We start from the raw sequence: 13,029 nt of genomic DNA on the forward strand, positions 1-13,029 counted from the left end.
AACGTGGCGCTTAACCGTTCTTAATAATTAAGCGCCGAACGGGAGGAGGCGTCATGTCAGATGTGAGCAAGCCGGTGGGCCGGCTGCGGGCGCCGGGCGCCATGGGCGGCTTCGCCCAGCTTCAGCGGCTCTCCGCCATCCTGACCCTGCTGCTGCTGGTCGTGGGCTTCTCCCTCGCCAGCCAGCCCTTCCTGTCGATCAACAACGCGCTGACGATCCTGCTGCAGACCTCCGTCATTGGCCTGCTCGGCATCGGCATGACCATGGTCATCATCACCGGCGGCATCGACCTCTCCGTCGGTTCGGTGCTCGCCCTCTCCGGCGTCGTCAGCGCCTTCGCGGTGAAGGCGGGGCTGCCGGTGGTGCCGGCGATGACGGCCGGCGTGGTGATGGGGGCGGCTTGCGGCGCCTTCAACGGGCTCGTCATCACCAAGCTGCGCATCCCGCCCTTCGTGGCGACGCTGGGCATGATGCTCATCGCCCGCGGCCTCGCCCTGCAGCTGACCGGCGCCACGCCGATCTCCGGCCTCGGCGACGCCTTCGGGCAGCTGGGCAACGGCGCGCTCTTCCGCGTGGTGGAGATGCGCGACAACGGCTTCCCGCGCGTCGTCTTCCCCGGCATCCCTTACCCGGCGATCCTGCTGCTCGTCGTCGCCATCGGCGCCGCCTACCTGCTGCGCCGCCGGCAGATCGGGCGGCACATCTATGCCACCGGCTCCAACGAGGAGGCGGCGCGCCTCTCCGGCGTGCGCACCGACCAGACGAAGCTTTACGCCTACACCATGTCGGGCGCGCTGGCGGGGCTGGCGGGCAACGTGCTGATGTCGCGCCTGGTCACCGCCCAGCCGAGCGAAGGCGTGATGTACGAGCTCGACGCCATCGCCGCGGCCGTGATCGGCGGCGCCTCGCTCTCCGGCGGGGTGGGGACGATCGCCGGCACCATGATCGGCGCCTTCATCATCGGCATCCTGCGCAACGGCCTCAACATGGCCGGCGTCTCCGCCTTCATCCAGCAGATCGTGATCGGCCTCGTCGTCATCGGCGCGGTGTGGATCGACCAGATGCGCAACCGGACGTGACCGGGACCGCAGAACCCAGGCGTTCATTAGGGAGGAACAACATGAATAGCCTACGTCTCGCACTCGCCGCCTCGGCGGTCGCCCTCGCGGCCGGCGCCGCCAGCGCGCAGGAGATCGCGGTCATCGTGAAGACCACGAACTCCAACTTCTGGCAGAACGTGAACAAGGGCGCCCAGGCCGCCATCGAAGGCGCCGACGGCTACACGATGAGCTTCGACGGCCCCGCCGCCGAGAGCAACATCGCCGACGAGGTGAACCTCGTCGAGAACGCCATCAACCGCGGCGTGGCCGGCATCGTCCTCGCCCCGTCCGACCCCGAGGCCCTCGGCCCCGTTGTGCAGCGCGCCTTCCAGTCGGCCATCCCGGTCGTCATCATCGACAGCGCGCTGGCCGAAAGCTACCAGGACAGCTACCAGGCCTTCCTCTCCACCGACAATTGCGCCGCCGGCGAGCAGGTCGCGCAGCGGATGATCGAGGAGGCCGGGACGGAGGGCAAGGTCGCCATCATGTCCTACGTCGCCGGCGTCGGCTCCGAGATCGGGCGCGTGGGCTGCTTCACCGACTACCTCGCGGAGAATTCGAACCTCGAAATCGTCGGCCCCTACTACTCGCAGAGCCAGATGGCGACGGCGCTCAACCAGACGACCGACGTCCTCTCCGCCAACCCCGATCTCGTCGGCATCTTCGGCGCCAACGAGCCGACCGCTGTCGGCATGGGCCGGGCCATCGTGCAGGCCGGCCGCGCCGGTGATCTCGTGGCGCTCGGCTTCGACGGCAACGAGGATCTGCAGCAGTTCGTCCGCGACGGCGTGTTGGAGGCGATCGCCGTTCAGGGCTCCTTCGCCATGGGCGAGCTGGGCGTCGAGACGGTGATCGACATCCTCGATGGTGGTGACGTCGAGAGCTTCATCAACACCGGCGTCGTCATGGTCGATGCCGACAACATCGACACCGACGAGGCGCAGAACGTCCTCTACTGAGCACTTCGGGGGAGGCCGCACGCGGCGGCCTCCCCCTTCCACCCCGCAGAAGGCTGACCCCATGGCGCAGCAGCCGCTCGTCGAGATGATCGACATCGAAAAGCACTTTGGCGGCGTCCGCGCTGTCGACCATGTCTCCATCGACCTGCATGCCGGCGAGGTCGTCGGGCTGCTCGGCCATAACGGCGCCGGCAAGTCCTGCCTCATGCGCATCCTCTCGGGGGCCATGGTCCCCAATGGGGGCGAGATCCGGGTGGCCGGGGAGGCGGTGACCTTCACCGAGCCGACGGATGCCCGCGCCCGCGGGATCGAGACGATCTACCAGACGCTGGCGCTGGCCGATCACCTCGACGCGCCGGCGAACCTGTTCCTCGGACGCGAGCTGAAGACGCGTTTCGGCAACCTCGACGAGGCGCGGATGCTGGAGGCCGCCCGCGAGGTGCTGGCCCGGCTGAACCCGAATTTCAAGAACCTGGCGGACCCCGTCTCCAGCCTCTCCGGCGGGCAGCGGCAGGTCATCGCCATCGCGCGCGCGATCTACTTCGACACCAAGATCCTGATCATGGACGAGCCGACCGCCGCCCTCGGCCCCTCCGAGACGCGGATGGTGGCCGACCTGATCCTGAAGCTGCGGGAAGAGGGCATCGGCATCTTCCTTGTCAGCCACGACATGCACGACGTTTTCGATCTCTGCGATCGCGTCGTGGTGATGAACAAGGGCCGCGTCGTCGGCGCCCATGCCATCGACGAGGTGACGAAGGACGATGTCCTCAGCCTCATCATCAAGGGCGAGCTGCCGGCCGACTGGTCGGCCCGCAACCTGGAGCCCGCATCATGAAGGACGCTGCAACCGGGCAGATGCCCTGTGTCCTCTGTGCCGAACCCGGCCGGATGGAGCTCGCCTCCCGCCCGCTGCCGACGGAGGCGCCGGAGGGCTGGGTGCTCGTTGACATCGCCGCCATCGGCATCTGCGGGACGGATTACCACATCTACGAGGGCAAGCACCCCTACCTCGCCTATCCGCGCGTCATCGGCCACGAGCTTTCCGGCCACCTCGTCGAAGGGCCACGGGCGGGGGAGCTGGTGGTGGTGAACCCCTACATCTCCTGCGGCACCTGCCGCGCCTGCCGGCGGGGGAAACCCAATTGCTGCGTGCGGATCGAGGTGCTCGGCGTGCACCGCGACGGCGGCATGTGCAGCCGCATCGCGGTGCCGGAGGGCAACGTCTACCCGGCCGAGGGGCTGACGCCCCTGCAGGCGGCGATGGTGGAGTTCCTCGCCATCGGCGCCCATGCCGTCTCCCGCTCCGGCGTGGGGCAGGGGGATGTCGTCCTCGTCACCGGAGCCGGGCCCATCGGCCTCGGCGCCGCCATCTTCGCCCGCCTCGCCGGGGCCGAGGTGCACCTGATGGACCTCTCTCAGGCCCGTCTGGACCTCGCGCGCGACGCCTTCGGCTTCGCCCTCTCCCACCGCCCGGGGGACGACGTGCTGACGGGCGAGCTGGCCGAGGGGTTCGACGTCGTCTTCGACGCGACGGGCAATGCCTCGGCCATCGAGGCCGGCTTCCCGCTTCTCGCCCATGGCGGCACCACGGTGCTCGTCAGCGTGGTGAAGGACGACATCACCTTCTCCGACTCCGAGTTCCACAAGCGCGAGGCGCGGATCATCGGCTCGCGCAACGCCCTGCAGGCGGATTTCGAGCGGGTGATGGAGGCCATCCGCGCTGGCCATATCCCGACGGAGGCCATAACATCGCAGGTTCTGACGCTCGGCGACCTGCCCGCGCGCTTTGACGCGTTGACGCGGGATCGCGAGCATCTGGTAAAGGTTCTCGTCACACCATGACCTCCGCCCCTGCTTCGCCCGTCCTGCGGCTCAACAGCCGCGACAATGTCGCTGTCGCGCTTCGCGACGTCCCCTCCGGCACCGCGCTGCCGGACGGTCTGACCGCCGGGGAGGGTATCCCCTCCGGCCACAAGGTTGCGCTGGTGCCCATCGCGCCCGGCGAGCCGGTGCTGAAATACGGGCAGATTATCGGCGTCGCCACGGCCGAGATCCCGGCGGGCGCGCATGTCCATGTGCAGAACCTCGGCATGGGCGACCATGACCGCGACTATGCCTTCGGCGCCGCCGCCACGCCCCTGCCGGAGGCCGGTGCGCCCGCCAGCTTCCGCGGCTTTCACCGGCCCTCGGGGCGGGTGGGCACGCGCAACTACATCGGCATCCTGACGTCCGTGAACTGCTCGGGCTCCGTCGCCCGCTTCATCGCGCGCGAGGCGGAGCGGTCGGGGCTGCTGGACGCGTTTCCTAACGTCGACGGCATCGTGCCCATCGTCCACGGCACCGGCTGCGGCATGTCCGGCAAGGGCGAGGGCTACCAGACGCTCTTCCGCACGCTGGCGGGCTACGGTCACAATCCCAACTTCGGGGCCATCCTCATGGTGGGTCTGGGCTGCGAAGTCATGCAGATTTCCGACCTCGTGGACCGGCAGGTGCTCAAGGACAGCGCCCGCTTCCGCTACATGACCATCCAGGGCAGCGGCGGCACGCCGGCCAGCATCGAGCGGGGACTCGCCGTGCTGCGCGAGCTGGCCGCCGAGGCCGACAAGGCGGTGCGCGAGGAGGCGCCGGCCTCCGCCCTCGTGCTCGGCATGCAATGCGGCGGCTCGGACGGCTACTCGGGCATCACCGCCAATCCCGCGCTCGGCCACGCCTCCGACCTGCTGGTCCGGCAGGGCGGCATCTCGATCCTTTCCGAGACGTCGGAGATCTACGGCGCCGAGCACCTGCTCACCCGCCGCGCCGTCGACGAGCCGACCGGGCGCAAGCTGATCGACCTCATCGACTGGTGGGAGGATTACACCGCCCGCAACTTCGGCGAGATGGACAACAACCCCTCCCCCGGCAACAAGCGGGGCGGGCTGACGACGATCCTCGAGAAGAGCCTCGGCGCCGTCGCCAAGGGCGGCACGGCACCGCTCGCCGGCGTCTACAAGTACGGCGAGCCGATCGACCGTCCGGGCTTTGTCTTCATGGACAGCCCCGGCTACGACCCCTGCTCGGTCACGGGGCAGACAGCCTCCGGCGCCAACCTGATCGCCTTCACCACCGGGCGCGGCAGCGTCTCCGGCTACCAGCCGGTTCCATGCATCAAGATCGCGTCGAACTCCGAGCTCTTTCGCCGGATGGAGCCCGACATGGATGTCGACTGCGGCACCATCCTTGCGGGCGAGACCATCGAGGGGAAGGGGCAGGAGATCTTCGATCTCATGCTGCGCATCGCCTCGGGCGAGGAATCCAAGAGCGAGGCGCAGGGCTTCGGCGAGGTCGAGTTCGTCCCTTGGCAGATCGGCGCCGTGATGTAGGCGCTCCGGCCGCTCCGGCGGCCGGTGAATCCCGTTTCGCCGCTCAGCGGGGTAGCCAGCTCGCAACGGGGCGCGAAGGTCAGCGCGCTCTCGCCCTGCCGCGTCGCCTAGGAGCCGGACCTCCGCCCGTCGTCGGGGTGAGGCTCGACCCCCACCGGGTCCTTGTGGATCAGCACGTCCGCCTCAGGGTAGATGGCGACGATGGCGCGGCGGAGGGCGGCGCCGATGTCGTGCGCCTGCTCCAGCGTCTGGGCGCCATCGAGCTCGATATGCAGGTTCACGAAGAGGCGGGAGCCGGAGCGGCGGGTCTTCAGGTCATGGTGCCCGAGCACGCCGGGGAAGCTGCCGGCGAGGCGGGCGATGCGCGACAGCACGTCCGGGTCCACCCGCCTGTCCATGAGCGCGTCGAAGGCCACGTGCCCGATGCCGATCGCGCCGCGCAGCAGGAACACCGCCGCCCCGATCGCCACCAGTGGGTCGAGCCATGTCCACCCCCACAGGGCGGAGGCGGCGAGGGCGGCGAGCGCACCGAGCGCCGGGATCAGGTCTCCCGTGTAGTGGAGGGCATCGGCGGCGACGACGCGGTTGCCCGTCAGGCCGGCCACCCGTCGCTGCCAGAGGACGAGGCCGAGCGTCATCACGATGGAGAGCAGCATGACTGCCAGCCCCACGCCCTCCGCCTCCAGCTGTGGCGGGTCGCCGGAGGTGAGGCGGGCGAGGGCGGTGACGAGCAGCAGCAGCGCCGAGGCGGTGATGAAGGCGGCCTGCGCGAGGCCGGCGATATCTTCCACCGCCGAGTGCCCGAAGGCATGGTCCTCGTCCGCCGGGCGGGCGGCGTAGGCGACGGCGAGGAGCCCGCCGCCGGACATCAGCAGATCCAGCGCGCTGTCGGCCAGCGAGGCCCCGATGGAAAGGGCGCCCGTCTGCAGCAGCGCCCAGAGTTTGAGCAGCACCAGCAGCCCGGCCGTGCCGACGGCCACGATGCCGGCGGAAAGGTTCATGCGGTGCGCGCGGGTGGCCATGGGCGCCTTATCGAGTCTGTCGCGCCGTCCGGCAAGAGCGGCGGCGCGGCGGGGGATGGAACTGGCGGGAAGAGACGGGGGCGATCGACAGTTGCGCCCTCAGTCGAGAACCTCGTCCGGGAAGACGCCCCAGAGCGCCGTCTTCTCCGCCCAGCCGCGATAGCCGGAGACACTCAGCTGGCACCAGTCGCGCGAGCATTCGTTCAGCCGGGCGACGACGCCCTGCTCCAGCTCGGCCACCACCGGCGCCCCTTCGTCTCCCCGGCGGCGAAGAATCGTGCGGTCCTGCGCCACCAGCACGTTGCGGGTGCCGGAGATCAGCGCGTAGTGCACCCAGCCGCCGAGCCCCTCGGCATCCTCCACCCGGCGCCAGTGGCCGAATTCCGCCGTCACCATCAAGGGCATGCCGCGGCGCACGAAGACCCAGTCGATCCGGTGGGAGAGGGAGGGGCCGCGGCGCACGTTCCCCTCCGACGTCTTCAGCGTCACGAAGCGGGGGAGGGGCAGGTGGGTCACCGGCCCGAGCTGCGCGCCGGGGTCGGCGGAGGCGAGCTCCGGTGGCGCGGCGGCCTCGGTGAGCTGGTCTTCCGTCACCTCGCCGGCCGGGTCCGGCGCGGCGGCGGGCGTGGCATTCTCGATGGCAGCGACGATGCTCTCGGGGCGGGCGAGGGGGCGCAGCTCGGCGCCGGCGGCGCCCGGCAGGGCGATGATCGCTGCCGCGACCAGGCCGCTCAGCCGGGGGGCCATTGCGCCGGGCCAGCTCATCCGCCGCGAAACCGCTCTCATGCCACTCCTCGATTCTCGCCTCGCCTCGGGAATTCTTGTGCCCCCGCCGGCTCATCGTGCAATAGACCGGGAAGGGGTGCGGGGAAAAGCGGAAGGCGGGGCAATGGCGAACAAAGCGCTGAGTGTGGTCACGACGCGACGGCTGCCCGCGCCCGTGGAGGCGCGGATGGGCGACCTCTTCGACGTGCACCTGAGGCAGGATGACGACGGCCCGATGCAGCGCGAGGCGCTGCTTTCCGTCCTCCCCGGCGCCGAGGTGCTGGTGCCGACGCTCTCCGAGCAGATCGACGCGGGGATGCTCGACGTCGCCGGCGACAGCCTCCGCCTCATCGCCAATTACGGCGCGGGGGTGGATCATATCGACGTCGCCGCGGCGCGCGAGCGGGGCATCCTCGTCACCAACACGCCGGGCGTGGTGACGGAGGATACCGCCGACATGACCATGGCGCTGATCCTCGCCGTCACCCGGCGGATGACCGAAGGGCTGGCGATGATGCAGGCCGGGGAGTGGAACGGCTGGTCGCCGATGACGCTGCTCGGCGGGCGCGTCGGTGGACGGGCGCTCGGCATCCTCGGCATGGGGCGCATCGGGCAGGCGGTGGCGCGGCGGGCGCGGGCCTTCGGCATGTCGATCCACTACCACAACCGCAGCCGCCTGCGGCCGGAGATCGAGGAGGCGCTGGGCGCCCGCTACTGGGAGAGCCTCGACCAGATGGTCGCCCATCTCGACGTGCTCTCCATCAACTGCCCGCACACGCCCTCGACCTATCACCTGATGAACGCCCGGCGGCTGAAGCTGATGAAGCCGACGGCGGTGATCGTGAATACCTCACGTGGCGAGGTGGTGGACGAGAACGCGCTGACCCGGGGGCTGCGCGCCGGCGAGCTGGCCGGGGCGGGGCTCGACGTCTACGAGGGCGGCGCCGACATCAATCCGCGCCTGCGCGAGCTGCGGAACGTCGTGCTCCTCCCCCACATGGGCTCCGCCACCGTCGAGGGCCGCATCGAGATGGGCGAGAAGGTCATCGTCAACATCCGCACCTTCCAGGACGGCCACCGCCCGCCCGACCTCGTCATCCCGGCGATGACGTGACGGCGACCCAGCGGAGCGCCTGCGGCGCACACCTTTCAGTGCGATGAGGGGGCTGTCTGCCCCCTCAAACTCCCCCGAGAGGTATTTCGAAAAGGGCGAGACACAGGGGCGGGCTGCTTTCGCCCTTTTTGCAAATACTCCGGGGGTGAGGCCGCAGGCCGAGGGGGCTGGCCCACTCAGCCCGGCACCGGCGCCCAGAGCACCGATTCGATATTCGGCGCTCCGGTGGCCAGCACCACCAGCCGGTCGAACCCCAGCGCGATGCCCGAGGCGGGCGGCATGATCTCCAGCGCCGAGAGGAAGTCCTCGTCGAGCGGGAAGGCGCTGCCGTAGCGGCGGCGGCGCTCCTCCATGTCGGCGGTGAAGCGGGAGCGCTGCTCGGCGGCGTCGGTCAGCTCCCCGAAGCCGTTGGCCAGCTCGACGCCGCAGGCATAGAGCTCGAACCGCTCGGCATGGGCAGGGTCGCCGGGGGCGCGGCGGGCGAGGGCGGCCTCGCAGGCGGGGTAGCGGTCGAGGATCGTCGCGCGGCCGAGGCCGAGCCGCGGCTCCACCTTCGCCGTCAGCACCTTGGCGAAGAGGTCGGCCCAGCTGTCATCCTCTGCCGCGCGGATGTCCTTTGGCAGCTCCGCCGCGAGGGCGGCGCGGTTGCCCAGGCCCTCGGCGTCCAGCGTGGCGTCCAGGTCGATCCCCGCATGGGCGGCGAAGGCCTCCGCCACCGTCACCCGCTCCGGCGGCAGGGCGGGGTCGCATTCCGCTCCGCGCCAGCGCAGGGGGCCGCCGCCGACCTCCCCGGCGAGGCGGAGGAGCGCGGCGCAATCCTGCCACAGCGCCTCGTAGGGGGCGCCGGCGCGGTACCATTCGAGCATGGTGAACTCGGGGTGATGCAGCGGACCCCGCTCGCCGCCGCGCCAGACATGGCCCATCGAGACCAGCCGCTCCTCCCCCGCCGCGATGAGCTTCTTCATCGCGAATTCCGGCGAGGTGTGCAGGTACATCGCGCGAGACCTGCCGTCAGGCAGGGCAAGCTCCGCCGCCAGCCCGTGCAGGTGCACCTCGTTGCCGGGGCTGGCCTGCAGCGCCGCCGGGTCCGCCTCGAGGAAGCCCTCGCCTGCGAACCATCCCCGGATGCGCCCCATGAGCGCCGAGCGGGCCCTCAGCAGCGGGGCGCGGGCCTCGTGCCGGGCGGGATGCCACCAGGGCCTGTCGGTCATCTCGCGCTTCCATCTGGAATTGCCGTCGATATTCGGCTAGGCCCTCGGGCCACGGAGATCAATGCCCCGAAAGGCCGCCGGCCGGGGGACGGGAGACCATCTTGAAAGTCATCGCCTCGCAGATCCGCAAGGGAAACGTGCTCGACATCGACGGCAAGCTCTACGTCGTGCTCACCGCCAACAACTTCCACCCCGGCAAGGGCACGCCCGTCACGCAGGTCGACATGCGCCGCATTTCCGACGGCAACAAGGTGTCGGAGCGGTGGAAGACCACCGAGGGCGTCGAGCGCGCCCACGTGGAAGAGATGAAGTTCACCTTCCTCTACGAGGACGGGGAGGGCTTCCACTTCATGCAGCCCGACACCTACGAGCAGGTGACGGTAACGCCCGACGTGATCGGCGACAGCAAGGTCTTCCTCACCGACGGCATCGAGGTGATCCTCGCCATCCACGAGGAGATCGCCATCTCCATCGAGCTGCCGCAGAAGGTGGTGGTGGAGATCGAGATGACTGAGCCGGTGGTGAAGGGGCAGACCGCCTCCTCCTCCTACAAGCCGGCCGAGTGCACCAACGGCCTGCGCATCATGGTGCCGCCGCATATCGATGCCGGCACCCGGGTCGTCATCAATACCGACGACCTCTCCTATGTCGAACGCTCCAAGGAGTGAGCCGCCGGGCGGCCGCTTCCGGCGCGCCTCCTACAGCCAGTTCGGAGAGGACCGCTTCGTCCTCGCCTATTTCGGCGAGCGGCGGGGCGGCACCTACGTGGATGTCGGCTGCTTCGACGCGTGGAAATTCTCCAACACCGCGCTCCTGCACGTCGATTACGGCTGGCGCGGCCTGAACATCGACGCCAGCCCCCGCGCCGTCGAGGCGCTGCGGGCGGCGCGGCCGGAGGACCGGACGCTCCTGTGTGGCGTCGGCGAGGCGGCCGACGCGCTGACCTTCCACATCTTCGAGCGCGGCACCGTCAGCACCTTCGATGCCGAGGCCGCGGCCCGGCTGGAAGCGGCGGGCGAGCCGGTGATCGAGCGGCGCAAGGTGCCGGTGCGGTCGCTGGGCGATATCCTCGAAGAGGCGGAGATCGCAGAGATCGACTTCCTCGACGTCGATTGCGAGGGCTGGGACTTCTCCGTCCTGCGCTCGCTCGACTGGCGTCGCTGGCGGCCGAAGCTCGTCTCCGCCGAGCTGGGCGGCTTCGACATCACCGATCCCTACGGCAGCGGCGCCGCCGGGTTCATGCACCAGCAGGGCTACGAGCTGGTCTCCTACATCGGCCCCAGCGCCTTCTTCGCGCCCCTCTGACGCGGCCCGCCCGGCCCGATCACATCTGACCGTGAACGGAACCCGGGCCGGAGCGCCGGCGTTGTCTCATCAAAGCCCCCACACGGGGCTGATGAAAAGGAGGTACCGATATGAATTGGGACCAGATTCAAGGCAACTGGAAGCAGTTTAGCGGTCGTGCCCAGGCTGAATGGGGCGATCTGACCAACGATGATCTCGACCGGATCAACGGGGATCGCACCCAGCTCGAAGGGCTGATCCAGGAGCGCTACGGCAAGACCAAGGAAGAGGCCAGCAAGGCCGTCGACGATTGGCATGCCCGCCAGGATGCCAAGACCTGATCTGACTTGATCCAGGCCTCTATATACAGAGCCGGGTCCCCTAACGGGGGCCCGGCTTTTTCATGTCTTGGGCTTGTAGACATGCTCCGGCCCGGGGAAGCTGCGCTCCCGCACCTCGGCCGCGTAATCCTTCACCGCCGCCTCGATGGCCTCGCCGAGGGCGCCGTATTGCTTGACGAACTTCGGCACCCAGGGCGTCAGCCCCAGCATGTCCTCGAGCACGAGGATCTGCCCGTCGCAGGCGGGGGAGGCGCCGATGCCGATGGTGGGGATGTCCACCGCCTTGGTCATCTCCACCGCCAGCGGCTCCACCACGCCTTCGACCACCACCGCGAAGGCGCCGGCCTCGGCCACGGCCTTGATGTCGTGGATATGGGCGGGCCAGCTGTCCTCGTCGCGCCCTTGGGTCTTGAATCCGCCGAGCGTGTGGGTGCTCTGCGGCGTCAGGCCGACATGCGCCATCACCGGAATGCCGCGCTGGGTGAGGAAGTGGATCGTCTCCGACATGCGGGCGCCGCCCTCGAGCTTCACGGCGCCGCATTGCGTTTCCTTCATGATCTCGGCGGCGTTGCGGAAGGCGACGTTCGGGCTCTCCTCGTAGGAGCCGAAGGGCATGTCGACGACGATCAGGGCCCGCTTGGTGCCGCGCACCACGGCGCGGCCATGCATGATCATCAGGTCCATCGGCACGCCGACGGTGCTCTCCATCCCGTGCATCACCATGCCGAGGCTGTCGCCGACGAGGATGAAATCGGCGTAGCGGTCGACGATGGCGGCGGTATGCGCGTGGTAGGAGGTCAGGGAGACGATGGGCTCGCCCCCCTTGCGACGCGCGATCTCGGGCGCCGTGGTGCGGCGGATCTGTTCGGGCTGGACACTCATGGGTGGATCTCCCGCTGGTCGATGAGAAGGATGCCGCCGAACTCGGCGGAGATCATCAGCCCAAGCGGGCCGGTCACGGCGCCGCTGGCGGGCTCGAAGCTGTCCGGGTGCACGATGTCGAGCCCGGTGAGGCGGGCGCGCGGCTCCTCGGCGACGATCTGGCGGACGAGCTCGCCGATGCCCTCCACCGTGGCGCCGCCGCGCGCCACCAGCGCCGCCGCGCCCTCCAGCGCCCGGTGGAGGACGGGGGCGGCGGCGCGATCCTGGGGGGGCAGGCGGCGGTTGCGGGAGGACATGGCGAGCCCGTCTTTCTCGCGCAGCGTGGCGACGGAGCGGATGTCGACGGGCATGTGCAGGTCGCGGACCATCCGGCGGATGACCGCGAGCTGCTGGTAATCCTTCTCGCCGAACCACGCGGCATCGGCCTGCACGATGTTGAAGAGCTTGGTGACGACGGTGGCGACCCCGCGGAAGTGGCCGGGCCGGACGGCGCCATGGAAGACCCGGGCGAGGGCGGTCGTCTCGACGATGGTCTCGTCGCCGGGCGGGTAGATCTCGCCCACGTCCGGCAGGAAAACGGCATCCACGCCGGCGGCCTCGAGCATCGCCAGATCCTCCGCCTCGGTGCGCGGGTAGGTTTCGAGATCTTTCGGATCGCCGAACTGGGTGGGGTTCACGAAGATGGTGGCGACGACGCGGTCGGAGGCGCCCCGCGCCTCGGCCACCAGCGCCATGTGGCCGGCATGGAGGGCGCCCATCGTGGTGACCAGCCCCACCCGCTGGCCGGCCTGCCGCCATCCGGCGACCTCGGCGCGGATGTCGGCAATGGTGCGGCAGAGTTTCATGCGGCCTCCCCCCAGGTCTCGGCGGCGCCAGAGATAGGGCGCCGGCGCACGGGGGGCAACCGCAGTGCGGGGGAGGGGGCGGTGAGACGCCGGCCTGCGGGCGCAGGGCGCGCGCCTGCCCGTGGGGTGGCGCAGCGACGC

14 protein-coding genes are annotated in these 13,029 nt (G+C 69.8%); 9 read left to right on the forward strand and 5 right to left on the reverse strand.

Going from position 1 to position 13,029, the window contains the following annotated elements:
* Nucleotides 1-53: 53 nt before the first annotated feature.
* From GY170_RS03780 to GY170_RS03800, 5 genes are all read left to right on the forward strand, one after another.
* Nucleotides 54-1,079: an ABC transporter permease gene (locus GY170_RS03780; RefSeq protein WP_163890080.1), complete on the forward strand. Its 1,026-nt coding sequence runs from the start codon at nucleotides 54-56 to the stop codon at nucleotides 1,077-1,079.
* Between the two features lie 41 nt (nucleotides 1,080-1,120).
* On the forward strand, nucleotides 1,121-2,059 hold the full coding sequence (locus GY170_RS03785) for an ABC transporter substrate-binding protein (protein ID WP_163890082.1): 939 nt from the start codon (nucleotides 1,121-1,123) through the stop codon (nucleotides 2,057-2,059).
* 61 nt (nucleotides 2,060-2,120) lie between these two features.
* The gene (locus GY170_RS03790; protein WP_163890084.1) at nucleotides 2,121-2,897 is read left to right on the forward strand and encodes an ATP-binding cassette domain-containing protein; all 777 of its coding nucleotides are present in this window, start codon (nucleotides 2,121-2,123) and stop codon (nucleotides 2,895-2,897) included.
* Nucleotides 2,894-3,904 carry a zinc-binding alcohol dehydrogenase family protein gene (locus tag GY170_RS03795; RefSeq protein WP_203531152.1) on the forward strand — a complete coding sequence of 337 codons (1,011 nt, stop codon included), beginning with the start codon at nucleotides 2,894-2,896 and terminating at the stop codon, nucleotides 3,902-3,904. The genes GY170_RS03790 and GY170_RS03795 overlap by 4 nt, the downstream gene beginning before the upstream one ends.
* Nucleotides 3,901-5,424, forward strand: coding sequence for a UxaA family hydrolase (locus tag GY170_RS03800; protein ID WP_163890086.1), 1,524 nt, complete (start codon nucleotides 3,901-3,903; stop codon nucleotides 5,422-5,424). Before GY170_RS03795 ends, GY170_RS03800 begins: the two co-directional genes overlap by 4 nt.
* 107 nt (nucleotides 5,425-5,531) lie before the next feature.
* On the opposite strand, the gene GY170_RS03805 is transcribed toward GY170_RS03800, so the two are convergent.
* Entirely contained in the window at nucleotides 5,532-6,446 is a 915-nt protein-coding gene (locus tag GY170_RS03805; RefSeq protein WP_163890088.1) for a cation diffusion facilitator family transporter, read from the reverse strand.
* A gap of 99 nt (nucleotides 6,447-6,545) precedes the next feature.
* Nucleotides 6,546-7,232: an SH3 domain-containing protein gene (locus GY170_RS03810; RefSeq protein ID WP_235924000.1), complete on the reverse strand. Its 687-nt coding sequence runs from the start codon at nucleotides 7,230-7,232 to the stop codon at nucleotides 6,546-6,548.
* 103 nt (nucleotides 7,233-7,335) lie between these two features.
* On the opposite strand from GY170_RS03810, the gene GY170_RS03815 reads away from it, so the two are divergent.
* A complete protein-coding gene (locus GY170_RS03815) occupies nucleotides 7,336-8,325 on the forward strand; it encodes a 2-hydroxyacid dehydrogenase (protein WP_163890090.1) in 990 nt (329 codons plus the stop codon).
* 176 nt (nucleotides 8,326-8,501) lie between these two features.
* Here the strand turns inward: GY170_RS03815 and epmA are convergent, their stop codons facing one another.
* Nucleotides 8,502-9,536, reverse strand: coding sequence for an EF-P lysine aminoacylase EpmA (gene epmA / locus GY170_RS03820; RefSeq protein ID WP_163890092.1), 1,035 nt, complete (start codon nucleotides 9,534-9,536; stop codon nucleotides 8,502-8,504).
* 101 nt (nucleotides 9,537-9,637) lie between these two features.
* Between epmA and efp the strand changes: the two genes are divergently transcribed.
* The 3 genes from efp to GY170_RS03835 all read left to right on the forward strand — a co-directional run bounded on the left by efp (nucleotide 9,638) and on the right by GY170_RS03835 (nucleotide 11,161).
* Entirely contained in the window at nucleotides 9,638-10,204 is a 567-nt protein-coding gene (gene efp, locus GY170_RS03825; protein ID WP_163890094.1) for an elongation factor P, read from the forward strand.
* The gene (locus GY170_RS03830) at nucleotides 10,182-10,841 is read left to right on the forward strand and encodes an FkbM family methyltransferase (RefSeq protein WP_163890096.1); all 660 of its coding nucleotides are present in this window, start codon (nucleotides 10,182-10,184) and stop codon (nucleotides 10,839-10,841) included. The genes efp and GY170_RS03830 overlap by 23 nt, the downstream gene beginning before the upstream one ends.
* A 110-nt stretch (nucleotides 10,842-10,951) precedes the next feature.
* Nucleotides 10,952-11,161, forward strand: a complete 210-nt coding sequence (locus GY170_RS03835) for a CsbD family protein (protein WP_163890098.1) — start codon at nucleotides 10,952-10,954, stop codon at nucleotides 11,159-11,161.
* 60 nt (nucleotides 11,162-11,221) lie between these two features.
* Here the strand turns inward: GY170_RS03835 and panB are convergent, their stop codons facing one another.
* Together panB and panC are read right to left on the reverse strand one after the other, a co-directional pair.
* Complete coding sequence (gene panB / locus GY170_RS03840; RefSeq protein WP_163890100.1) at nucleotides 11,222-12,043, reverse strand: 3-methyl-2-oxobutanoate hydroxymethyltransferase; 822 nt, start codon at nucleotides 12,041-12,043, stop codon at nucleotides 11,222-11,224.
* Entirely contained in the window at nucleotides 12,040-12,888 is an 849-nt protein-coding gene (gene panC / locus GY170_RS03845; RefSeq protein ID WP_163890102.1) for a pantoate--beta-alanine ligase, read from the reverse strand. The genes panB and panC overlap by 4 nt, the downstream gene beginning before the upstream one ends.
* Nucleotides 12,889-13,029 lie beyond the last annotated feature (141 nt).

Origin of the sequence: Pseudoroseicyclus tamaricis (genome assembly GCF_012070395.1) — a bacterium.
GTDB lineage: Bacteria > Pseudomonadota > Alphaproteobacteria > Rhodobacterales > Rhodobacteraceae > Pseudoroseicyclus_A > Pseudoroseicyclus_A tamaricis.

Bases quoted from the DNA above. Each gene is read 5' to 3' on its own strand.
- panC (WP_163890102.1), bottom strand. From the start codon at position 12,888: ATGAAACTCTGCCGCACCATTGCCGACATCCGCGCCGAGGTCGCCGGA.
- panB (WP_163890100.1), bottom strand. From the start codon at position 12,043: ATGAGTGTCCAGCCCGAACAGATCCGCCGCACCACGGCGCCCGAGATC.
- GY170_RS03830 (WP_163890096.1), top strand. From the start codon at position 10,182: ATGTCGAACGCTCCAAGGAGTGAGCCGCCGGGCGGCCGCTTCCGGCGC.
- GY170_RS03790 (WP_163890084.1), top strand. From the start codon at position 2,121: ATGGCGCAGCAGCCGCTCGTCGAGATGATCGACATCGAAAAGCACTTT.
- GY170_RS03785 (WP_163890082.1), top strand. From the start codon at position 1,121: ATGAATAGCCTACGTCTCGCACTCGCCGCCTCGGCGGTCGCCCTCGCG.
- GY170_RS03780 (WP_163890080.1), top strand. From the start codon at position 54: ATGTCAGATGTGAGCAAGCCGGTGGGCCGGCTGCGGGCGCCGGGCGCC.
- GY170_RS03795 (WP_203531152.1), top strand. From the start codon at position 2,894: ATGAAGGACGCTGCAACCGGGCAGATGCCCTGTGTCCTCTGTGCCGAA.
- GY170_RS03800 (WP_163890086.1), top strand. From the start codon at position 3,901: ATGACCTCCGCCCCTGCTTCGCCCGTCCTGCGGCTCAACAGCCGCGAC.
- epmA (WP_163890092.1), bottom strand. From the start codon at position 9,536: ATGACCGACAGGCCCTGGTGGCATCCCGCCCGGCACGAGGCCCGCGCC.
- GY170_RS03805 (WP_163890088.1), bottom strand. From the start codon at position 6,446: ATGGCCACCCGCGCGCACCGCATGAACCTTTCCGCCGGCATCGTGGCC.
- GY170_RS03815 (WP_163890090.1), top strand. From the start codon at position 7,336: ATGGCGAACAAAGCGCTGAGTGTGGTCACGACGCGACGGCTGCCCGCG.
- GY170_RS03810 (WP_235924000.1), bottom strand. From the start codon at position 7,232: ATGAGAGCGGTTTCGCGGCGGATGAGCTGGCCCGGCGCAATGGCCCCC.
- GY170_RS03835 (WP_163890098.1), top strand. From the start codon at position 10,952: ATGAATTGGGACCAGATTCAAGGCAACTGGAAGCAGTTTAGCGGTCGT.